The sequence below is a fragment of the Serratia sp. Tan611 genome, assembly GCF_905188235.1.
Lineage (GTDB): Bacteria > Pseudomonadota > Gammaproteobacteria > Enterobacterales > Enterobacteriaceae > Serratia_B > Serratia_B rhizosphaerae.
In genome coordinates this window covers 2,145,750-2,165,928 of sequence record NZ_LR994655.1, presented here as the reverse complement: position 1 = coordinate 2,165,928, position 20,179 = coordinate 2,145,750, and the positions used below count along the sequence as shown (strand labels likewise).

The following is a 20,179-nucleotide window of genomic DNA, read 5'->3' as shown; positions in this document are numbered from 1 at the left end:
GTATGGGCATCCGGCACAGTTTCAAGCCAGAAAAGCCATTAACCCACTAAAAATACGAAACTTTACAAAAACGGCGTTTCCCGCCGGATTTACGAATTGTAAACGATTGTTGCGGCTGACGGGGAAGTTTTAGAGAAAACCCGCGGCAATTGCAGGTTTTTTATGCGGCCATGCCGCACTTGCCGCTTGATGGCAAGGCGGTATAACGTGATAAGGTAACGGCGGCAAACGTATGGCGGGGCTTTACCCTCTTCCGTGAAGCATAATCACGATGGAAGATTAAAAAGCAGCATAATATGCCCGACGATAACGATCGCCGCGCAGGTCAAACGAAAGAGACGCATATTGCTTCACTCAGTCTGGCAGATAAATCGATATTTACAGCTAAACACAAAGAAAACAACTGGAAAAAGTCTGATAAGACCCACGGTCACAACGGATTGGAAGAGTATATTTATGATGTTAAACAAAGGTTTTATACGATTAGCGGGCGTGATATCCGTTGTTTCTGTCGCCACTGGCTTCACCCGCTGGCCTGACGTGATGTTTATTTCCAGCTGTGCGATGATCGTTATCTGGGCTCATGCCGAATGGGACTGGCGCCGCAAGGACAAATCCTGATCTCTGCACGCTGATGACCGCCCGATGGATTGAAAACTTGGCTGCCGCAGTGCCGCCCTATGCGTCGGAAAGTCATAGCAGGCCATCCGGCAAGATTGCGCACCGACTATGATTAGCTAGCTGACGGCTCTCCTTCCAGCGTATCTAAGCGCCGGTAGTTCTCTGACGCGCTACAGAAGTCAGATTGATATTTAAAAGCGCTGCCGCGCCTGTCCATTCCCATAGTGATGTAAGCGCAATAATCGGTTCTATAACCCTCCCAGGATGTCTGCGCAGTTTCAAAAGCGGCGCGATACTCAACATCCCCGAGTACCGCCAGATCCTTTCTTATTTCCGCCAACCGCGCGTTAAGCCTCTGCTCAGAACGTGCAGATAAACGCGTGACGCACGCCAATAATGCCGGATAGTTTTTATTAACATTTATCTTCCGGCATGCCGCAGGATCCTTGGATATCAACCCTTCAATGTCGGAAACGGCCCCGGCACCGGAAAAAACCGGCATACAGGCCAAAATGATAATGCCATATCTTTTCATCCTTTCGCTCCCTCGTTAACCCTCACCGCACCGCCCTTCGCCGTTGAAGTCATACATTCCATGTCATACGCCGGTCATCCTCTATAGCCAATAATCGCTGGCTGGACTACAGCCCCTATCACAATTTGTTGAACTTACGCCCATAAAAAAACGCACCCTAAGGTGCGCTTTTTACGTTCATCGGCCAGAAACTATTTACCGGCGGCAACCTGCTGGGCCGGCTGCCCCTGTTCCAGATGCGCCAGGTCCAGCGCAATATGCACGCTTTCATCCAGATACGGATCCGGCTCTTTGTAGTCTTTCGGCAGGTTGTCGAGCGACTTCAGCGGCTTCTTGCCGGCGTGCTGCAGGCGTTCGTTAATCCGCTTCAGGCGCGTAGCGTCATCGTCATGGTTCTCTTTCTCACGCTGGGCCAGATTGAGCGAGACGATGTTACGTTTGTCTTTCAGCGCCTTGTAGTGAGCAATATCCTGCGCAATGTATTGGAACTCCGGATCCTTGGCGATGCGTTGCTCGTGATCCTTCAGCAGTGCCGGCTCAAACGGCTTCAGATCGCCAACCCGACCGTAGGTGGCAGCGTTAATGCTGTCCCACGGCATCGCATTGTCTTCGAAGCTTTCACCGGTTTCTGCCGGATCGACGCCGGTCGGCATCAGGATATCTGGCGTCACGCCCTTACGCTGGGTACTGCCGCCGTTCACCCGATAGAATTTCTGGATGGTGTACTGCACCGACCCCAACGCCGGCCACTCAGGGCGCAGCATCTGATCGTAGATACGGCTCAGCGAGCGGTATTGCTGCACGGTGCCTTTACCGAAGGTCGGCTCGCCGACGATCAGCGCACGGCCGTAATCCTGCATCGCTGCCGCGAAAATTTCCGACGCGGAAGCGCTGAAACGGTCAACCATCACCACCAGCGGCCCTTTGTAATAGGTTACGCCGTCGGTATCCGCATCTTCGCGGATTTTACCGTTGTTATCACGCACCTGCACTACCGGGCCGCTCGGGATAAACAGACCGGACAGCGACACCGCTTCGGTCAGCGCGCCGCCGCCGTTGGTGCGCAGATCGATAATCACGCTCTTGACGTGCTGCTTGGCCATCTTCTGCAACTGAACTTTGACGTCATCGGTCAGCCCGACGTAGAAGCCGGGAATATCCAGCACCGCGACTTTCTCTTTGCCGACGGTCTTGATGGTCATTTTCACCGCACGGTCTTCCAAGCGGATGCGTTCACGCGTCAGGGTTACCACGCGGGTTTTGCTGCCCTTGCCGGCCGGCAGAATTTCCAGCCGTACCTTGCTGCCCTTCGGCCCTTTGATCAGGGAAACCACATCGTCAAGACGCCAGCCGATCACATCGACAATCGGCTTGCCGGTCTGGCCGACGCCGACGATACGGTCACCAACGGTAATCGACTTGCTTTTCGCCGCCGGGCCGCCCGGCACCATCGAGTTGATCAGGGTATAATCGTCATCCATCTGCAATACCGCGCCGATGCCTTCCAGCGACAGGCTCATCTCGGTGTTGAACTGTTCGGTATTGCGCGGAGAGAGATAGTTGGTATGCGGGTCGATTTCATGCGCAAAGGCATTCATCGCCAGCTGGAACACGTCTTCGCTGTTGCTTTGCGTCAGACGCTTGATCGCGAACTGATAACGCTTGGTCAGCGTTTCGCGAATTTCCTTATCATTTTTGCCGGCCAGTTTCAGGCTCAGCTCATCGTACTTGACCTTGGCATCCCACAGACGGTCAAGTTCGGCTTTGTCTTTCGGCCACGGCGCTTTGCTGCGGTCGACGTCGATCGTATCGTTGCCGGTGAAATCCATCGGTTTTTTCAGCAACGACAGCGCATAGGTGTAACGTTCGAAGCGGCGCTTCTGCGCCAGGTTGAACAGCGCGTATGACGTGGTCAACTTACCGGTTTTCAGCTCTTCGCCGAAGGCGGTGCGCTTATCGGCAAACTGCGCGACATCGGAGGCCAGCAGAACGTTGTGGTTGTAGTCGAGCATATTCAGGTAGCGATCGAAAATCTTGCCTGAAAACTCCGCGTCCAACGCAAACTGACGATAATGAGAGCGAGTGAAGCGCGCCGTAACGCGCTCACTCACCGTAGCATGCTGCGGTTCCTGATGCAGCTGCGGCAGTTGGTCGATGCGGATGTTGGCGGTATCCGCACCGTAACTGACGCCAGCCCACATCAAGGCAGCGACTGCCGTTAATCTGACAAATTTGTTCATGCCTTAGTTGGCCTCCGTATCAGAACTGCAAGTGTTCTGCGCGCACAATCATCGCCAGACCGGAAGAGAGCTGTACACGTACGCCATCTTTAGCGATTTCGAGTACGGTAGCATCCATCGCGCTCTTGCCTGCTCTGACCTTGATTTCCTGGCCGATCTGCAGTGCGGAGATATCCGTGACGGGTACATGACGCTGCTGACTTTCTTCTTTGGCAGCGCGAGGCTTGCGGGCTTGCTGAGGACGCGGCTTGCGGTTTTCCACTGCGGCGCCTTCGCGGCGTGCAGCCGGTTTTTTACCTGCGGGACGCGGACGGCGCGGCGCTGCGGCATCGCCGGCGGCCTCACGCTTTTTGGCGTTCTGCTCGGCACGCTGGGCCTGAACGCGCGCTTTGGCTTCCTCAAGCTGCTGACGCGCGTGGTCGACGTGCTGCTGTTCCAGCTCGCCGCACGGGTTGCCGTCCAGGTCAACGCGCTGCGCGCCGACTTTAACGCCGTACAGGTAACGCCAGCTGGAGGTATACAGGCGCAGCGCAGAACGCAGTTGCGTCTTGCTCAGGTTTTCCTCCCCCTGCACGCGCTCCACCAAATCCTGAAAAATACCGATTTTGAGCGGACGTGCTTCGCCCTCGGCGCTAAAGCAGAGCGGAAAACGCTCGGCAAGAAAAGCAATAACTTCTTTACTAGAGTTCAACTTAGGTTGATTTTCCATGAAATTTCCTGATTACAACGGTGTTGCCAACAAGCCGCAGGCATGAACAGGCGTCATTATAATGACGCCATCGCTAAATGCCACGTTAACCGTAGATCAACTTGCCGCTACAGTGACGTATTTCGCACAATCGCACTGCTCCAGCTGTGCGCAAAGCCCCGCCACCACTGCTTTCAGGCCTTCTTCATCCTGTTCGTCGAAGCGTTGATAAACTGTGCTGTCGATATCGAGAACGCCGATAACCTGACCGCCGACTTCCAGCGGCAGCACGATTTCGGCGTTGCTGGCGGCATCACAGGCGATGTGTCCCGGGAAGGCATGGACATCACCGACGCGCTGCACGGCGTTTTCCGACACCGCAGTGCCGCACACGCCCTTACCCACGGGGATTCGCACGCAGGCGATCTTGCCCTGGAACGGCCCCAGCACCAGTTGCTGGCCGTCCATCAGGTAGAAACCGGCCCAGTTCACCGCGTCCAGGCGTTCGTTAATCAACGCGCTGGCGTTGGAGAGCGCAGCAATAAAGTTGGTTTCACCATCCAACAACGCACAGAGATCGCGTTTGAATTCCGCGTAGAATTGTTCTTTTGTCATGTAATAACCATTAAAACGCTGTAGATAACTTCAAGCCCGGGGCTTAACCCCTATAAAATAAGCATTAAATGCGTATAGTCACAAGGTTAATCATCTGTTACTTCACAAAACCCCGTCCGACAGGGTATGTTTGCCTCGCATAAACCGCGCTTTGCCGCGCTTTTTTCTCCCTTGGGCAAAGGCAGCGTAATTTTCCAGCTACGCTAAGTAAACCGGCGGGCTTCAGAGCTATTGTTGACGATGAAAATACAGGCAATCACCGCCCCCCTTTCCAAAGCGCGCTACCAGCGCTGTTGCGAATGCGATCTGCTGTTCAGGCTGCCGGCGCTGAACGGCGGTCAGGCGGCCTATTGTCCGCGCTGCAACGCCAAAGTGGTCAACGGCCGCGACTGGTCGATGGCGCGGCTGACGGCCATGGCCGTCACCATGCTGCTGCTGATGCCGTTTGCCTTTGCCGAACCGCTGATTAACATTCGCCTGCTTGGTACGCCGATTCACGCCAGCCTGCTGGAAGGCATCTGGCAGATGAGCCGTCAGGGCGATCCTATCACAGCCAGCATGGTAGCGTTTTGCACGATTGGCGCACCGCTGACATTAGCGCTGTCGCTGCTTTACCTGCGCATCGGCCATCGGCTGGGGATGAACCTGCGCCCGGTGCTGCTAATGCTGGAGCGGTTAAAAGAGTGGGTGATGCTGGATATTTACCTGATCGGCATGGCGGTAGCGGCGATTAAAGTCAAAGAGTACGCCGATATCGAAGCCGGCAACGCGCTGCTGGCCTACCTGGCGCTGACGCTGCTCAGCATCCTGACGCTGATTCATATGAATCTGGAACAGCTGTGGGAGCGTTACTACCCGCAGCACCAGCCGGAAGGTGCGCCAAACGCGCTGCACGTCTGCCTCTCCTGCCACTTTACCGGCTATCCGGACGCGCGCGGCCGCTGCCCACGCTGCCATATTCCGATGTGCCATCGCCAGCCCCACAGCCTGCAGAAAACCTGGGCGGCGCTGATCGCCGCGATGATTCTGCTGCTGCCGGCCAACCTGCTGCCGATCTCCATTATTTACGCCAACGGCGCGCGCATGGAAGACACTATCTTCTCCGGCGTAGTGTCGCTGGCCACCTCCGGCAATATGCCTATCGCCGCGATCGTCTTTATCGCCAGCGTCCTGGTGCCGTTTACCAAGGTTATCGTACTGATCACGCTGCTGTTCAGCATACACTTCAAGACCTGCCACAGCCTGAAAACCCGAATTCGCCTGCTGCGGCTGGTGAAATGGATCGGCCGCTGGTCAATGCTCGATCTGTTTGTTATCGCCTTGATGATGTCGCTGGTTAACCGCGAACAATTATTGTCATTTACTATGGGACCGGCAGCCTTTTACTTTGGCTCTGCGGTCATTTTAACTATTCTTGCCGTTGAGTGGCTGGATAGCCGACTGATTTGGGATGCACATGCAACAGGAAACGCCGAATACGCCGACTGAAGCGCGGGTTAAAAACAAACGCCGCATTTCACCTTTTTGGTTACTGCCGTTTATCGCCCTGCTGATCGCCGGCTGGCTGGTGTACAACAATTTTCAGGAGCGCGGCACCACTATCACCATCGATTTCCAATCGGCGGCGGGCATCGTCGCCGGCCGTACGCCGGTACGCTATCAGGGCGTGGATGTCGGCACCGTCCAGTCGATCCGGCTGAGCAAAGATTTGGGCAAGATTGTGGTGGAGGCCAGCATCAAAAGCGAGCTGGAAGATTCACTGCGCGACGGCACCCAGTTCTGGCTGGTGACGCCGAAGGCCTCGCTGGCCGGCGTTTCCGGGCTGGATGCGCTGGTCGGCGGCAACTATATCGGTATGATGCCGGGCAGCGGCAAGGCGCAGACCCACTTCTCCGCGCTCGATACTCAACCCAAATATCGGCTCAATACCGGCGAGCTGATGATTCACCTGCATGCGGAAGATCTCGGTTCGCTGAATACCGGCTCACTGGTGTATTACCGTAAAATTCCGGTCGGCAAGGTGTACGACTACACCATCGCCAACGGTAATAAAGGCGTCACCATCGACGTGCTGATCGACCGCCGCTTCGCCAATCTGGTGAAAACCGACAGCCGCTTCTGGAACGTCTCCGGCTTTAAGGGCGACTTCAACCTCTCGGGCGCCTCGGTGCAGATGGAGAGCCTGGCGGCGCTGGTCAACGGCGCCATCGCCTTCGACTCGCCGGAAAAGAGCCAGCAGGCCAAGGCCGACCAGAGCTATCAGCTGTACCCCGACCTGGCCCGCAGCCAGCGCGGCGTCAGTATCACGCTGGATCTGCCGAGCGGCAATAACCTGAGCGCCAACCATACGCCGCTGATCTATCAGGGACTGCAGGTCGGCACCCTGACCAAACTGACGCTGCAGCCGGACAACAAAGTGACCGGCGAACTGACCATCGACCCGTCGGTGGTGGATCTGATGCGCAGCGGCACGCGCATCGCCATGCGCAGCCCGAAAATCAGCCTGAATGACGCCAAGCTCAGCCAGTTGCTGACCGGCAACACGCTGGAGCTGATCCCGGGCGACGGCGAACCGCAGCACCACTTCAACGTGCTCGACAGCAGCGAAACGCTGCTGCAGCAGCCGGGCGTGCTCACCCTGTCGCTGAATGCGCCGCAGAGTTACGGCATTGACGTCGGCCAGCCGCTGATTATTCACGGTATCAAGGTCGGCCAGGTGCTGAACCGCACGTTGACCAACAGCGGCGTCACCTTCCGCATCGCCGTCGACGCGCAGTACCGCGCTCTGGTGCACAAAGACAGCAAGTTTGTGGTCAACAGCCGCCTGGACGTCAAGCTGGGGCTGGACGGGATGGAAGTGGTCGGCGCCAGCGCCCAGGAGTGGCTGGACGGCGGCATCCGCATTATTCCCGGCAGCCGTGGCGAACCGGCAACGCAGTATCCGCTGTACGCCAACAGCGACAAGGCCAAGGCGGGCATCACCGGCAATGCACCGGCGCCGACGCTGACGCTCACCGCCTCCAGCCTGCCGGACGTGCAATCCGGCTCGGTGGTGCTGTACCGCAAGTTCCAGGTGGGCGAAATTCTCGACATCCGCCCGAAAGCTAATGCGTTTGAGGTCGATGTGTATATCGACCCGCAATACCGCAAACTGCTGGGCAAGCAGACCGTCTTCTGGGCCGAAGGCGGCGCCAAAGTCCAGCTGAGCGGCAGCGGCCTGACGGTGCAGGCTTCACCGCTGAACCGGGCGCTGAAAGGCGCGATCAGCTTCGATAACCTGCAGGGCGTGGCGTTGGGCAAAGGCGACAAGCGGGTGCTGTACAGCAATGAAACCGCCGCCCGCGCGGTCGGCAGCCAAATCACCCTGCGCACCTATAACGCCAGCAAACTGGCCGCCGGTATGCCGATCCGCTATCTGGGCATCGATATCGGCCAGGTGGAGTCGATGCAGCTGTCGCCTGACCGCACCCAGGTGCTAGCGAAAGCCGTGCTGTATCCGGAATACGTGAACAACTTCGCCCGCTTCGGTACCCGCTTCTCCATCGTCTCGCCGGAGATTTCCGCCGCCGGGGTCAATAACCTTGATACCCTGCTGCAGCCGTATATTAACGTTGAGCCGGGCCGCAGCAGCCGTCCGCTGCGCAGCTTTGAGCTGCAGGAAGCCAGCATTACCGATTCGCGCTATCAGGACGGCCTGAGCGTGGTGCTTGACGCTGCCGAAACCGGCTCGCTGCAGATCGGCACGCCGGTGCTGTTCCGCGGCGTTGAGGTCGGCACCGTCACCGGCTTCTATCTGGGCGCGATGTCCGACCGGGTGCATGTCGCCCTGCGCATCAGCAAGAAATATCAGCATCTGGTGCGTAACAACAGCGTGTTCTGGCTGGCTTCCGGCTATAACCTGCAGTTCGGCCTGACCGGCGGCGTCATCAAGAGCGGCACCTTCCAGCAGTTTATCCGTGGCGGTATCGCCTTCGCCACGCCGCCGACCATCCCGCTGGCGCCAAAAGCCGCCGCCGGCAAGCACTTCATGCTTAATGCGGAAGAGCCGAAGGGGTGGCAAGCATGGGGAACCGCCATCCCACGCGATTAACCTTAACGGGGCCTGTAACAACAGGCCCCGTTTTTTTGCGGCTCTGTGCTACAATTTCTCCTTCCTTCTTATTTTCTCGCAAGAGTTTTCTGTGGTTAAAACTGCTTCCGTATTTCTTCCGCCGGCGTTTCTCGACGCCACACGCGCTATCATGCCCGCCGATCTGTCAATGGACGATTTTATCGCCGCCTGTCAACGCCCGTTACGCCGCAGCCTGCGCGTAAATACGCTGAAAATCAGCGTCGCCGACTTTCTGGCGCGGGTAAAAGAGTACGACTGGCAATTAGAGCCTATTCCCTGGTGCGCCGAGGGCTTCTGGATCGCCCGCGACGATGAAAGTCTGCGGCTGGGCAGCGCGGCCGAACACCTCAGCGGCCTGTTTTACATCCAGGAAGCCAGCTCCATGCTGCCGGTCAGCGCGCTGTTTGCCGGCGGTGAGACGCCGACCCGGGTGCTGGACGTCGCCGCCGCTCCGGGTTCAAAAACCACCCAGATTGCCGCGCTGATGCATAATCAGGGCGGCATCGTCGCCAATGAATACGCCGCCAGCCGGGTCAAAGTGCTGCATGCTAATGTCAGCCGCTGCGGGGTCAGCAACTGCGCGCTGACCCATTTTGACGGCCGGGTGTTCGGCGCCGCCCTGCCGGAAGCCTTTGACGCCATCCTGCTGGACGCGCCCTGCTCTGGCGAAGGCGTAGTGCGTAAAGACCCCGACGCCATGAGCAACTGGTCGCCGGAGAGCGTCGCCGACATCGCCGAAACGCAGCGCGAACTGATTGACAGCGCGTTCCACGCGCTGGCGCCGGGCGGCGTACTGGTCTACTCCACCTGCACCTTGAATGCGCAGGAGAACCAGGCGGTGATCCTGAGCCTGCTGGCCAGCTATGGCGATGCGGTCAGCATCGAGCCGCTGGGCGATCTGTTCCCCGGCGCGCCACAGGCGCTGACGGAGGAAGGTTTCCTGCACGTGTTCCCGCAAATCTACGACAGCGAAGGCTTTTTTGTCGCCCGCCTGCGCAAGCACCGCTCGGTGCCGGCGCTGGCGAAACCGACCTATAAGGTGGGTAAATTCCCCTTCACGCCGATGTCGCGCAAAGACGGCGAGCTGGTGCGCCAGGCTGCCAACGCCGCCGGCCTGGCCTGGGATGACGCCGCCCATGCCCTGTGGACGCGCGACAAAGAGATCTGGCTGTTCCCAAGGGCGCTGGAAGCGCTGATCGGCAAAGTGCGCTTCTCACGCATCGGCCTGAAGCTGGCCGAGCGCTTCCCCAAAGGTTACCGCTGGCAGCATGAGGCGGCGATCGCGCTGGCGGACGGCCAGGGGCCGCAGGCGTTCGAGCTGGACGCCGCGCTGGCGCAGGAGTGGTACCACGGCCGCGATCTGTATCCAGATGCGCCGCCGCAGGGCGATGAGTGTATCGTCACCTACCAGCAACAGCCGCTGGGCATCGCCAAACGCATCGGCAGCCGGATTAAAAACAACCTGCCCCGGGAACTGGTACGCGACGGCGCGCTCGATTTCCACCAGTAATCTCCTTTCGTTCACGCTTACGATGGCGGCAAACCGGCCGCCATCGCCACCCTCGCGGCAGATAAAATTTTTCGGTGACATTTTGTGCACCTTTGTCTATGCTCATTGATGACGGGCCAACTGGTCATACCTCCTGCATCTGGCTGAAAAGGAGTATTCATGAGCGTATCCGTAGTGAAAATAGGCAGTTTTGAGGTCGATGATGCCATTCATTCCGCTGCCGCCGAACAGGCGGAGAGCAATGGCCTGCTGACCATTCCATGCAAATCGGACCCGGATTTGTGCATGCAACTGGATGGCTGGGACGAGCACACCAGCATTCCCGCCACGCTGAACGGTAAGCAGTTGTTGCTGTATAAACAGCATTATGATCGTCAGCAGGACGCCTGGATTATGCGTATCGGCTGAACGGCGATAAGGAGAGTCACAGACGCGCTGCGCGGCGAACGCAGCGCGTTTTTTATTTCACCGTGATAACGCGCCCGGCGAAAAATCGGCCGAACGCTTCAGGTGACATGGTCACGTTCTCCTGCGTTTCCGGACGATCGCCAGACGGGTTATGGAACTGCAGCCGCCCCGCCGGCGCCGCGGTGATCAGCACCAGATGCCCGCCCCGCTGCGGTGGCGTCTGCAGCGGCTGCCGGATGGAGGGATGCACCGAGGCGATGATGTAGCGCCACTCGGCAAGCAGCGCCGGCAGTTGTGCGGCCGTCATATCGACCTGCACCGCCGCCTGCAGCGCAAACTGTTCGCCCACGTAACGAACAAAAGGCGCATAAATCAGCCCCTTTATCCGTTCGTCGTCCTGCCGCACATAGGCGCCGTACGGCAGGCTGCGCCGCGCCAATGCCAGCAGCGGCGGCGCGCTGCCGTCCCGGTGAATCAGAATCATCCGCAGACAGGCCATGCCGCACACATGGTTGGCCCATTCCAGGTATTCCGCCTGCTCCAGCGCGCCGCTGGCCGCCCAGTTCGGGTCATCCGCCAGCGTGGCGCGGCCGGCAATCAGATCGGCCGCCAGTTCCGGCGTCGCCCACTGGCAACAATACGGCACCGCGCACATCGGTCTAAAACGCCTCAACCACGGTAAAATGCATCAGGATCAGCGTCATATCCGGCGCAAACATATCGTACGCCTCAAAGAAGCGCCGGTGCTCGCGGCGCCAGTAGGCCAGCGTGCGGTCGCCTTCCCCTTCGGCGAAGGCGTGCGCTTCATCAACCTGATCGTAACTGCGCACATCGACCGAGGTCAGTTTGATCGCGCAGGCCGGTTCCCCCCGGCCGTCCACCACCACGAAAATATCGCCGGCCTGTGGAATGCCGTCCTCATCCAGATTGGAACAGGTGGCGGTCTTGCTGCCGTTCAGGATCAGCTGCACCAGCTCATCCGCTAATGCTTCGTTATCGCCGAACGCCCAGCGTTCCGCCTGCTCATAGTGTGCCGGTATTACCTTGGCCATGGTTGTCTGCCTGTCAGAAAGCGTATTGATACCGCGAGCATACTACAAACCCGACGGGGCGTCGCAGCTTCGCTCAAGCGCCGCCGACCAATCTTTACCTGATATTTACGGAAATGCCCTGTGCCCGCCGCGTTATGGCAGGCATACTGGGGACTCATTCACGGCTGGCGAATAGCCTTAGGCGAGTAGTATTATGAAAGAGTGCGGCAAAGACCCCGACGATACCTTCAGCGACTTATTGCAAGCCGTCACGCTGGTTGTTCTGGTTGTCATCGGGCTGAGCATCGGTTTTCTCAGCGTCTGAAGCACGAGGAGGCACTGTTGGTCACCAAACGTATGCGCGCCAAGCATGGCAAAATGCTGCTGGTGCTGCTCGGCATCTGTCTGGCCCTGCTGTTACTGCGCTGGGCGGCGATTGCCTTCGGCTAAGCGACCGGCAGGCCGACCGCTTAGCGGTTTAGTGCCGGGCGACAGGCTTTCTGGCCGTCGGCTCCAGCAATTCACGTAAATAGGCTACGCGTTCTTCTCCCTGCGGCAGCCACCAGCGACAAAGCGGATGCTGAACTTCCGCCGAACGCGATGCGCGGTAATAGGCCGCCAGTTGCTCTACCAGACTCATCATTTTCTCTCCCGCTGTACGACGCTTTAAGTATTGAACGGTAAAAGCAGAAGAAATACTGACGGTTTGATTTTTATACTTCCGGTTTTATGGTTAGCCGCGTGCGGCGCTGGCGCTGGTGTCGGCCAACTGCTACATTGAGCAAAAAATCACCGACCGAGGTTAACGATGAAGTTCTCGGAGCAGGAGATAAAACCCGTTTGGGACGAAGTCGCCCGCCTGATCGGCGACGGCGTGATGCAGCTGCGCCATCGCGGCGAAGCGCTGTCGGTGGAAACCTTGGCCAGGCAGCTGGCGCGCCAGTCGGCGGCCTGTCAGGATATTGAGCAGCGTATTCTGCTGGGCGCGGCAATTAATATGCTCAAAGGGGGAGAATGAATCGCCAACCGTATGGCTGGCGACTCGGCAGACATCCAAGGTATGCAAGCCCAGACGTCTGGAAAAAATTATCTCACGAACAATCTGAAAATTTAATCAGAATTATCGGCATTACGTAGAAAAAACTGATTTTTTTCCTGAGATTATCTCAGCGTGACAGCCAGCCCAGCAACAGCGTCGCACCAATTACCGTCGATGCCCCGCCGATACGCGTGGCGATCTGCGCAAACGGCATCAGCCCCATACGGTTTGATGCCGACAGAATCGCCACATCGCCGGTGCCGCCCAGCCCGCTATGGCAACAGGTGACAATCGCCGCCTCCACCGGGAACATCTTCAGCCGCGGCGCAATCAGAAAACTCACCAACCCCATCGACAGCACCACCGAACCACAAACGATGACATAGCCGACGGAGAATACCGCCACCACGTTCTCCAGCGGCACATACAGCATGCCCAGGCCAATCATCAGCGGCCACACCAGCGCGGCGGAAACGAATTTATAGAAACTGTGCGCGCCGCTCTCCATATTGGCGGGAATAATCCGACAGTATTTGCACAATACCGCAAACAGAATCATCAGCACCGGGCCGGGAATATGCACTAGATGTTCAAACAGTCCGCCGACGATAAAAAAGGCGCAAATCACCAGTAAACCGCCGCCCATCCAGTGGAAATTAACCGCGCTGCCGCTCTCCTGCTGCGTGAACAACGCGTTATCCTGTGCAGAGCGAATCAGCATCCCGTCGCCGCTCAGCGTGCGACGTTTTATGCCGATACGCGCCAGCACGCCGGCGGTGACGATGGCGAAGATATTGCCCAGCACCGCCGCCGGCGCCAACTGCGCGACATACACGTCCGGCGTGGCGCCGAGGATCGCCGAGTAGGCCAGCGACAGCGGCAAAATCCCCTCGCCGATGCCCCCGCCGATAATCGGCACGATAATAAAAAAGAAGGTGTGATAAACGCTGTAGCCAAACAGCTGCCCCACCAGCAGCCCGGTCGCCACCGCAGCCAGCGTCCCCGCCAGCAGCGGCACGAACATGCGGATCATCCCCTGAATCAGGATCGTCCGGTTCATGCCGAGGATACTGCCGACCACCAGGCTGGCGATCACAAAGTACAGCAGGTTGGCCTCTTTCATCAGCAGATTAACGGTCGCCAGCACATTGGGTTGAAAGACGTTAAAATAGACCAGCACCGACGGCACCATCAGGCATAAAATCGCCGGGCCGCCAATTTCCCGCAATAGCGGAATAGATTTTCCCAACTGCGCCAGGGCAAAACCCAGCGTCATGATGATCGCCAATCCGCCGATCATGTTTTTCGGTAAAAAGTTGGCGTAGGCCGAAGTACCGACGATGGCGCAAATAGTGACAAACAGCGCAATCGGCACCGTGCCGATATCCATCCTCCGTATTTTCCATATTATTCCGGACGAGTCTGATTGCGGCGTGACTTTGTCACGACCGAGTTCAACATTTATCTGTTTCATTATTCACCTTACCCGCAAGTGTCTGATAAATCATGGGCCGAACTCGCCCAAATGAAAATAATTAATAAATAAAAAACATGAGGTTACTGACCAGCACATCGATATGCGCCGGGTTATTAGAGGTAGATAAAACAGTAGACAAGGCCGAAGATATGATAAAAAATAAAAAAGCAGAACAAAATTAATCCGTCGAAATTAAATAGTGTGACACTCCGCCAAGCTTGGCGTTAATTAATTATCGTCAGCATTTTGTAATTAAATTAAGCGGGATTATTTTTGCTCCCATGTTATAGGAGTCGGCAAATAACTGCTGATTTGCAGAAATAAGAACCGGAAATAGCACGGCTGAATCCGGTCAGCAAAATAAAACGTCCGATGCCGTTACGCCTTGTCGTTAGCCCGTCGGACACACGATAACGGTACCTCAGGTAGCTGACCCGGCGGTTTACGCAACGACGGCGTCACACCGAAAGGTATGATAAGGAAGTAGACTATGTCTTCAACCGCTGTAACCCCACAAACCCTCGCCCGCTACGGTATCCATCAGGTTAGCGATATCGTTTACAACCCTGATTACGAACTGCTGTTCAACGAGGAAACCCGCGCCGATCTGCCGGCGCTGGAGCGCGGCACCCCGACCAACCTCGGCGCGGTCGCCGTTGATACCGGCGAATTTACCGGTCGTTCACCAAAGGATAAATATATTGTGCGTGATGACGTCACGCGCGACACCGTCTGGTGGTCGGACAGCGGCACCGGCAAAAATGATAATCAGCCGATGTCGCCGGAAGTCTGGCAGCAGTTGAAATCCCGCGTAGGCGATCAGCTGTCCGGCAAGCGCCTGTTTGTAGTTGACGCCTTCTGTGGTGCCAACGCCGATACGCGTCTGAAAGTGCGCTTTATCACCGAGGTCGCCTGGCAGGCACACTTTGTGAAGAACATGTTTATCCGGCCAAGCGATGCCGAACTGGCGGACTTTGAGCCGGATTTTGTGGTGCTGAACGGCGCCAAATGCACCAATCCGGACTGGCAGCAGCAGGGGCTGCACTCGGAAAACTTCGTCGCCTTCAACCTGACGGAGCGCATGCAGCTGATCGGCGGCACCTGGTACGGCGGCGAAATGAAAAAGGGTATGTTCTCCATCATGAACTACCTGCTGCCGCTGAAAGGCATTGCCTCCATGCACTGCTCGGCCAACGTCGGCGAACAGGGTGACGTGGCGGTATTCTTCGGCCTGTCCGGCACCGGCAAAACCACCCTGTCCACCGATCCGAAGCGCCAGTTGATCGGTGATGACGAACACGGCTGGGACGACGACGGCGTGTTTAACTTCGAAGGCGGCTGCTACGCCAAAACCATCAAACTGTCGCCGCAGGCCGAACCGGAAATTTATCAGGCGATCCGCCGCGACGCGCTGCTGGAAAACGTCACGGTGCGTGCCGACGGCAGCATCGATTTTGACGACGGTTCAAAAACCGAGAACACCCGCGTCTCCTACCCGATTAACCATATCGACAACATCGTCGCACCGGTGTCCAAGGCCGGCCACGCGCAGAAAATCATCTTCCTGACTGCCGATGCCTTCGGCGTGCTGCCGCCGGTCTCCCGCCTGACGCCGGAGCAGACGCAGTATCACTTCCTGTCCGGCTTCACCGCCAAACTGGCGGGCACCGAACGCGGCATCACCGCGCCGACGCCGACCTTCTCCGCCTGCTTCGGCGCCGCCTTCCTGACGCTGCACCCGACGCAGTACGCCGAGGTGCTGGTAAAACGCATGGAGGCCGCCGGCGCGCAGGCCTATCTGGTCAATACCGGCTGGAACGGCAGCGGCAAACGCATTTCAATCAAGGACACGCGCGGCATTATCGACGCCATCCTCAACGGCGAAATTGAGCAGGCGGACACCATCACCCTGCCGATCTTCGGCCTGGCGGTGCCAACCGCGCTGCCGGGGGTCGACCCGGCGATTCTCGACCCGCGCAAAACCTACGCCGACGAATCATTGTGGCAGGAAAAAGCGCAGGATCTGGCGCAGCGCTTTATCGATAACTTCGCCAAATACACCGTCACTCCGGCGGGAGAACGCCTGCTGGCCGCCGGCCCGCAGCGCTAACCCGCAGACCTCGACAGGGCGCAATCACTGCGCCCTTTTTTATTTCCGTCGCCCAGACAAATAAATAAAACTCATACCTCGTTAATCATTTTCCGGCAGACAACCTGCGGCGCACTCCCTAACGTGGTTAGCGAGGCGTCAGCAACAATTAAGATAATTCATTGATACAAATCAATTTAATGCTATAAACATTTAAAACACATCGGCTGACGCTCATCCAATACGTTTCCGGCCTGCGGCCAAAGTTTTAATCCGATCACATATTAATAAAAAAAACAGAGAGCGTACCCGATGAGCAACCACAACATTGTTGACGTCAAAGCGTGGATCGATTCGCGCCCCATCTCCGGCTATCAGTGGCTGGTATTAATCCTGTGCTTCATCATCATTATGTTCGACGGTTACGACGCCGCGGTGATGGGCTTTATCGCCCCGGCGCTGATCGAAGACTGGGGCATTTCACGGGGCGAAATGGGGCCGATCCTCGGCGCGGCGATGCTCGGCGTCGCTCTCGGCGCGCTGATCGCCGGCCCCTACTCCGACCGCTTCGGCCGCAAGAAAGTGCTGCTGCTGTCAATCCTCTGTTTCTCGCTGTTCAGCCTGCTCAGCACCTTCGCCCGCACCCCGCTGGAAATGGCCGTGCTGCGCTTTCTTACCGGCCTCGGGCTGGGGGCGGTGATGCCCAACTGCGTGACGCTGGTGTCCGAATATATGCCGGAGCGCCGCCGCAGCCTGATGATCACCCTGATGTACAGCGGCTTTAATATCGGCTCCGGCGCCGGCGGTTTTATCGCCGCCGGCATGCTGCCGAGCCTGGGGTGGAAATCGGTGCTGTTCCTCGGCGGCCTGCTGCCGCTGCTGATGCTGCCGCTGCTGATGTGGATCCTGCCGGAATCCACCCTGTATATGGTGGTGCGCAACCAACATAAAGACAAAATCGCCCGCATCCTGCGGCGCGCCGGCGGCGTATTCAGCGCCGGCACCACCTTCGTGCTGAAAACGCCGGCGATCGCCAAGAAGGCCCGGGTGCTGCAACTGTTCAGCAACGGCTACGCCAGAGGCACGCTGGTACTGTGGCTCACCTATTTTATGGGGCTGTTTGTGATTTATCTGCTCAACGGCTGGCTGCCGACCATCGTGCGCGGCGCCGGTTTTTCGCTGGAGCGCGCGGCGATTATCGCCGGCTTATTTCAGCTGGGCGGCACCATCGGCGGGCTGCTGGTGGGTAACCTGATGGATCGCTTCGTCGCCAAACGGGTGATCGCCCTGTTCTACCTGATGGGCATGTGCTGCCTGCTGGCGCAGGGCATCTGGGGCTTTGGCCCGACGGCGCTGGCGGTGCTGGTGTTTATCAGCGGGGTATGCATCAACGGCGCGCAAACCGGCCTGCAGGCGTTCTCCCCGGCGTTCTACCCGACGGAGATGCGCGCCACCGGCGTCAGTTGGATGCACGGCATCGGCCGCAGCGGCGCAATTATCAGTTCATCGCTCGGCGGCGTGCTGCTGGGGATGTTCCCCGGCGCCACCAGCATTTTCATTATCCTCGCCACCCCGGCTCTGCTGGCGGCGATCACCATTATCAATCATCAGCACGCGCGTCCGGCGGAAAGGGTAAAAGGCATTGGCCTTAACGACCTGCCAGCGCTGTCGCGCACCATGAATAACCGGTAAACACTTTCAGACAGAGGTAACAGGATGGCAACGATCATTGGCGGACTGGCCGTGTCCCACACCCCCACCATCGGCTTTGCGGTGGATCACAATAAACAGCAGGAGAGCGCCTGGGCACCGATTTTCGACGGTTTCGCCCCGATGCAGCAATGGCTGGCGGAGAAAAAACCCGACGTGCTGCTGTACGTATTCAACGACCACGTCACGTCATTTTTCTTCGACCACTATTCGGCATTTGCGCTGGGGATTGACGACAGCTACGCCGTCGCTGACGAAGGCGGCGGGCCGCGCGATCTGCCGCCCGTCGCCGGCCATGCGGCGCTGTCCCAGCATATCGGCGCCAGCCTGATGGCTGACGAATTCGATATGGCGTTCTTCCAGGACAAACCGCTGGACCACGGCCTGTTCTCACCGCTGTCCGCCCTGCTGCCCTGGCAGGATAGCGGCTGGCCGACCCGGGTAGTCCCGCTGCAGGTCGGCGTGCTGCAGTTCCCAATCCCGTCAGCCCGTCGCTGCTACAAACTGGGCCAGGCGCTACGGCGGGCGATCGAAAGTTTCCCGGAAGATCTGAAGGTGGCGGTGGTCGCCACCGGCGGCGTCTCGCATCAGGTGCACGGCGAACGCTGCGGCTTCAATAACCCGGAATGGGACGCTCAGTTTGTCGATATGCTGGTGAACGATCCGCAGCGCCTGACCGACATCACCCTGGCGGAATACGCCACCCTCGGCGGCCTGGAAGGGGCGGAGGTGATTATGTGGCTGATTATGCGCGGCGCGCTCTCCGCCAACGTGGAAAAACTGCATGAGGCCTACTACCTGCCCTCGATGACCGGCATCTCCACGCTGATTCTGGAAAACCGCGCGCGCGAAGCGCCGGTCGACGTGCAGCAGCGCCAGCGCGACAAAATCAATCAGCAGTTAGCCGGCGTGGAAAAACTGCCGGGCACCTACCCGTTCACCCATGCCCGCAGCCTGAAGGCGCTGCGCATCAACCGCTTTCTGCACCGGCTGATCCAGCCGGACTGGCGCGCCCGTTTCCTTCAACAGCAGCAGGCGCTGTTTGATCAGGCGGCGCTGAGCGACGAAGAACAGCGCATGCTGCGCGAACTCGACTGGCGGGCGATGATCCACTACGGCGTCAGCTTCTTCCTGCTGGAGAAGCTGGGCGCGGTGGTCGGCAGCTCCAACCTGCATATTTACGCCGCCATGCGCGGCGAAACGTTGGAGGAGTTCCAGAAAACGCGTAACCAACAGGTGCTGTATTCGGTCGCGGGGAAAGACGCATGACAACACTATTTAGCCAGCCGAAGATCGACTGCCACCACCACCTGTTCGACCCGGGCCATTTCCCCTATGCGCCGGACAGCGCCTATAACCCGGCCGGCCATGAGCTGGCGACGTTGGCCCACTACCGCGCGGTGATGCAGGCCTACGGCATTCGCCATTCGCTGATTGTCGGCCCCACTTCGGGCTATAACACCGACAACCGCTGCCTGCTGGCGGCGCTGGCCGGCGGTGAAGGCCGCCATAAGGGCATCGCGGTGGTACCGTTCGACAGCAGCAGCGAATCACTGGCGCAACTGCAGACACAGGGCGTGGTCGGCATCGCCCTCAACGTCGCCATGCTCGGCGTCGCGCCGTTTCTGCAGCTTGACCGGCTGATGGCGCAATTGGCGGAACTGGGGCTGTACGCGCAGATTCAGGTACAGGATGACCAGTTGCCGGCACTGCTGCCGCTGCTGCGGCGCAGCCGCGCCAGACTGCTGTTCGACCACAGCGGCCGCCCCGACGCCGCCGCCGGGCTGGAGCAGCCGGCCTTTCAGGCGCTGCTGCAGCTGGCGGAGCGTGAACATGTGTATATGAAACTGTCCGGGCTGGCGAAGTTTTCCCGTCAGCACTACCCGTTCGCCGACGCGCAGCCCTATGTGCAGGCGCTGCTGGCCGCCTACGGCGCGGAGAAGTGCATGTGGGGCTCCGACTGGCCGTTCCTGCGCGCCACCGAACGGATGGACATGGGCACGCTGCTGATGCTGTGCGAAAACCTGTTCCCCGACGCGCAGACGCGTCAACAGATTCTGTGGCACACGCCGCAGCGCCTGTTTGGTTTTACTGACTAACGGAGA

The 20,179-nt window shown here is 58.5% G+C and carries 19 protein-coding genes; 11 read left to right on the top strand and 8 right to left on the bottom strand.

What is annotated here, in order from left to right:
• The first annotated feature begins 296 nt into the window (after positions 1-296).
• A complete protein-coding gene (locus tag TAN611_RS10235) occupies positions 297-539 on the top strand; it encodes a hypothetical protein (RefSeq protein ID WP_105230830.1) in 243 nt (80 codons plus the stop codon).
• A 194-nt stretch (positions 540-733) separates the two neighbouring features.
• Here the strand turns inward: TAN611_RS10235 and TAN611_RS10230 are convergent, their stop codons facing one another.
• The 4 genes from TAN611_RS10230 to TAN611_RS10215 form a co-directional block, all read right to left on the bottom strand.
• The gene (locus TAN611_RS10230; RefSeq protein ID WP_105230829.1) at positions 734-1,156 is read right to left on the bottom strand and encodes a lysozyme inhibitor LprI family protein; all 423 of its coding nucleotides are present in this window, start codon (positions 1,154-1,156) and stop codon (positions 734-736) included.
• Between the two features lie 191 nt (positions 1,157-1,347).
• Entirely contained in the window at positions 1,348-3,396 is a 2,049-nt protein-coding gene (prc, locus tag TAN611_RS10225; RefSeq protein ID WP_105230828.1) for a carboxy terminal-processing peptidase, read from the bottom strand.
• A 19-nt stretch (positions 3,397-3,415) separates the two neighbouring features.
• Positions 3,416-4,105 (bottom strand): RNA chaperone ProQ, encoded by a 690-nt coding sequence (proQ, locus tag TAN611_RS10220; protein ID WP_105230827.1) that lies wholly within the window; start codon positions 4,103-4,105, stop codon positions 3,416-3,418.
• Between the two features lie 96 nt (positions 4,106-4,201).
• Positions 4,202-4,699, bottom strand: coding sequence for a GAF domain-containing protein (locus TAN611_RS10215; protein WP_105230826.1), 498 nt, complete (start codon positions 4,697-4,699; stop codon positions 4,202-4,204).
• 240 nt (positions 4,700-4,939) lie between these two features.
• On the opposite strand from TAN611_RS10215, the gene yebS reads away from it, so the two are divergent.
• The 4 genes from yebS (at position 4,940) to TAN611_RS10195 (ending at position 10,728) form a co-directional block, all read left to right on the top strand.
• Complete coding sequence (yebS, locus tag TAN611_RS10210) at positions 4,940-6,187, top strand: membrane integrity lipid transport subunit YebS (protein ID WP_111737217.1); 1,248 nt, start codon at positions 4,940-4,942, stop codon at positions 6,185-6,187.
• Positions 6,156-8,789 (top strand): PqiB family protein, encoded by a 2,634-nt coding sequence (locus tag TAN611_RS10205; protein WP_111737218.1) that lies wholly within the window; start codon positions 6,156-6,158, stop codon positions 8,787-8,789. The genes yebS and TAN611_RS10205 overlap by 32 nt, the downstream gene beginning before the upstream one ends.
• A gap of 91 nt (positions 8,790-8,880) precedes the next feature.
• The gene (rsmF, locus tag TAN611_RS10200) at positions 8,881-10,320 is read left to right on the top strand and encodes a 16S rRNA (cytosine(1407)-C(5))-methyltransferase RsmF (protein ID WP_203067659.1); all 1,440 of its coding nucleotides are present in this window, start codon (positions 8,881-8,883) and stop codon (positions 10,318-10,320) included.
• A gap of 159 nt (positions 10,321-10,479) precedes the next feature.
• The gene (locus TAN611_RS10195) at positions 10,480-10,728 is read left to right on the top strand and encodes a DUF1480 family protein (protein ID WP_105230822.1); all 249 of its coding nucleotides are present in this window, start codon (positions 10,480-10,482) and stop codon (positions 10,726-10,728) included.
• A gap of 52 nt (positions 10,729-10,780) precedes the next feature.
• Here the strand turns inward: TAN611_RS10195 and TAN611_RS10190 are convergent, their stop codons facing one another.
• A complete protein-coding gene (locus tag TAN611_RS10190; protein ID WP_203067658.1) occupies positions 10,781-11,383 on the bottom strand; it encodes a hypothetical protein in 603 nt (200 codons plus the stop codon).
• A 4-nt stretch (positions 11,384-11,387) separates the two neighbouring features.
• Entirely contained in the window at positions 11,388-11,780 is a 393-nt protein-coding gene (locus TAN611_RS10185; protein ID WP_197951966.1) for an ASCH domain-containing protein, read from the bottom strand.
• A 336-nt stretch (positions 11,781-12,116) separates the two neighbouring features.
• Here TAN611_RS10185 and yniD point away from each other — a divergent pair, with 336 nt between their 5' ends.
• Positions 12,117-12,209, top strand: coding sequence for a small membrane protein YniD (yniD, locus tag TAN611_RS23500; RefSeq protein WP_370447004.1), 93 nt, complete (start codon positions 12,117-12,119; stop codon positions 12,207-12,209).
• A gap of 28 nt (positions 12,210-12,237) precedes the next feature.
• Here yniD and TAN611_RS10180 read toward each other — a convergent pair whose 3' ends face one another.
• Entirely contained in the window at positions 12,238-12,402 is a 165-nt protein-coding gene (locus TAN611_RS10180; protein WP_203067807.1) for a hypothetical protein, read from the bottom strand.
• A gap of 165 nt (positions 12,403-12,567) precedes the next feature.
• On the opposite strand from TAN611_RS10180, the gene TAN611_RS10175 reads away from it, so the two are divergent.
• Positions 12,568-12,777, top strand: coding sequence for a hypothetical protein (locus TAN611_RS10175; RefSeq protein WP_105230819.1), 210 nt, complete (start codon positions 12,568-12,570; stop codon positions 12,775-12,777).
• Between the two features lie 148 nt (positions 12,778-12,925).
• On the opposite strand, the gene TAN611_RS10170 is transcribed toward TAN611_RS10175, so the two are convergent.
• Positions 12,926-14,272: a 2-hydroxycarboxylate transporter family protein gene (locus TAN611_RS10170; RefSeq protein WP_203067657.1), complete on the bottom strand. Its 1,347-nt coding sequence runs from the start codon at positions 14,270-14,272 to the stop codon at positions 12,926-12,928.
• Positions 14,273-14,765: 493 nt separating this feature from the next.
• Between TAN611_RS10170 and pckA the strand changes: the two genes are divergently transcribed.
• The 4 genes from pckA (at position 14,766) to TAN611_RS10150 (ending at position 20,173) form a co-directional block, all read left to right on the top strand.
• Positions 14,766-16,385, top strand: coding sequence for a phosphoenolpyruvate carboxykinase (ATP) (pckA, locus tag TAN611_RS10165; RefSeq protein WP_203067656.1), 1,620 nt, complete (start codon positions 14,766-14,768; stop codon positions 16,383-16,385).
• Between the two features lie 291 nt (positions 16,386-16,676).
• Positions 16,677-18,056 (top strand): aromatic acid/H+ symport family MFS transporter, encoded by a 1,380-nt coding sequence (locus TAN611_RS10160; RefSeq protein WP_187043254.1) that lies wholly within the window; start codon positions 16,677-16,679, stop codon positions 18,054-18,056.
• A 24-nt stretch (positions 18,057-18,080) separates the two neighbouring features.
• Positions 18,081-19,343 carry a gallate dioxygenase gene (locus TAN611_RS10155; protein WP_111737224.1) on the top strand — a complete coding sequence of 421 codons (1,263 nt, stop codon included), beginning with the start codon at positions 18,081-18,083 and terminating at the stop codon, positions 19,341-19,343.
• The gene (locus TAN611_RS10150) at positions 19,340-20,173 is read left to right on the top strand and encodes an amidohydrolase (protein ID WP_111737225.1); all 834 of its coding nucleotides are present in this window, start codon (positions 19,340-19,342) and stop codon (positions 20,171-20,173) included. The genes TAN611_RS10155 and TAN611_RS10150 overlap by 4 nt, the downstream gene beginning before the upstream one ends.
• The last annotated feature ends 6 nt before the right edge of the window (positions 20,174-20,179 follow it).

What these genes read in the sequence shown, in the direction of transcription:
- TAN611_RS10185 (WP_197951966.1), bottom strand. Translation starts at nt 11,780, where the DNA reads ATGGCCAAGGTAATACCGGCACACTATGAGCAGGCGGAACGCTGGGCG.
- TAN611_RS10230 (WP_105230829.1), bottom strand. Translation starts at nt 1,156, where the DNA reads ATGAAAAGATATGGCATTATCATTTTGGCCTGTATGCCGGTTTTTTCC.
- proQ (WP_105230827.1), bottom strand. Translation starts at nt 4,105, where the DNA reads ATGGAAAATCAACCTAAGTTGAACTCTAGTAAAGAAGTTATTGCTTTT.
- TAN611_RS10205 (WP_111737218.1), top strand. Translation starts at nt 6,156, where the DNA reads ATGCAACAGGAAACGCCGAATACGCCGACTGAAGCGCGGGTTAAAAAC.
- TAN611_RS10235 (WP_105230830.1), top strand. Translation starts at nt 297, where the DNA reads ATGCCCGACGATAACGATCGCCGCGCAGGTCAAACGAAAGAGACGCAT.
- TAN611_RS10160 (WP_187043254.1), top strand. Translation starts at nt 16,677, where the DNA reads ATGAGCAACCACAACATTGTTGACGTCAAAGCGTGGATCGATTCGCGC.
- TAN611_RS10170 (WP_203067657.1), bottom strand. Translation starts at nt 14,272, where the DNA reads ATGAAACAGATAAATGTTGAACTCGGTCGTGACAAAGTCACGCCGCAA.
- TAN611_RS10190 (WP_203067658.1), bottom strand. Translation starts at nt 11,383, where the DNA reads ATGTGCGCGGTGCCGTATTGTTGCCAGTGGGCGACGCCGGAACTGGCG.
- TAN611_RS10155 (WP_111737224.1), top strand. Translation starts at nt 18,081, where the DNA reads ATGGCAACGATCATTGGCGGACTGGCCGTGTCCCACACCCCCACCATC.
- yebS (WP_111737217.1), top strand. Translation starts at nt 4,940, where the DNA reads ATGAAAATACAGGCAATCACCGCCCCCCTTTCCAAAGCGCGCTACCAG.
- TAN611_RS10195 (WP_105230822.1), top strand. Translation starts at nt 10,480, where the DNA reads ATGAGCGTATCCGTAGTGAAAATAGGCAGTTTTGAGGTCGATGATGCC.
- pckA (WP_203067656.1), top strand. Translation starts at nt 14,766, where the DNA reads ATGTCTTCAACCGCTGTAACCCCACAAACCCTCGCCCGCTACGGTATC.
- yniD (WP_370447004.1), top strand. Translation starts at nt 12,117, where the DNA reads ATGCGCGCCAAGCATGGCAAAATGCTGCTGGTGCTGCTCGGCATCTGT.
- TAN611_RS10175 (WP_105230819.1), top strand. Translation starts at nt 12,568, where the DNA reads ATGAAGTTCTCGGAGCAGGAGATAAAACCCGTTTGGGACGAAGTCGCC.
- TAN611_RS10215 (WP_105230826.1), bottom strand. Translation starts at nt 4,699, where the DNA reads ATGACAAAAGAACAATTCTACGCGGAATTCAAACGCGATCTCTGTGCG.
- TAN611_RS10180 (WP_203067807.1), bottom strand. Translation starts at nt 12,402, where the DNA reads ATGATGAGTCTGGTAGAGCAACTGGCGGCCTATTACCGCGCATCGCGT.
- TAN611_RS10150 (WP_111737225.1), top strand. Translation starts at nt 19,340, where the DNA reads ATGACAACACTATTTAGCCAGCCGAAGATCGACTGCCACCACCACCTG.
- prc (WP_105230828.1), bottom strand. Translation starts at nt 3,396, where the DNA reads ATGAACAAATTTGTCAGATTAACGGCAGTCGCTGCCTTGATGTGGGCT.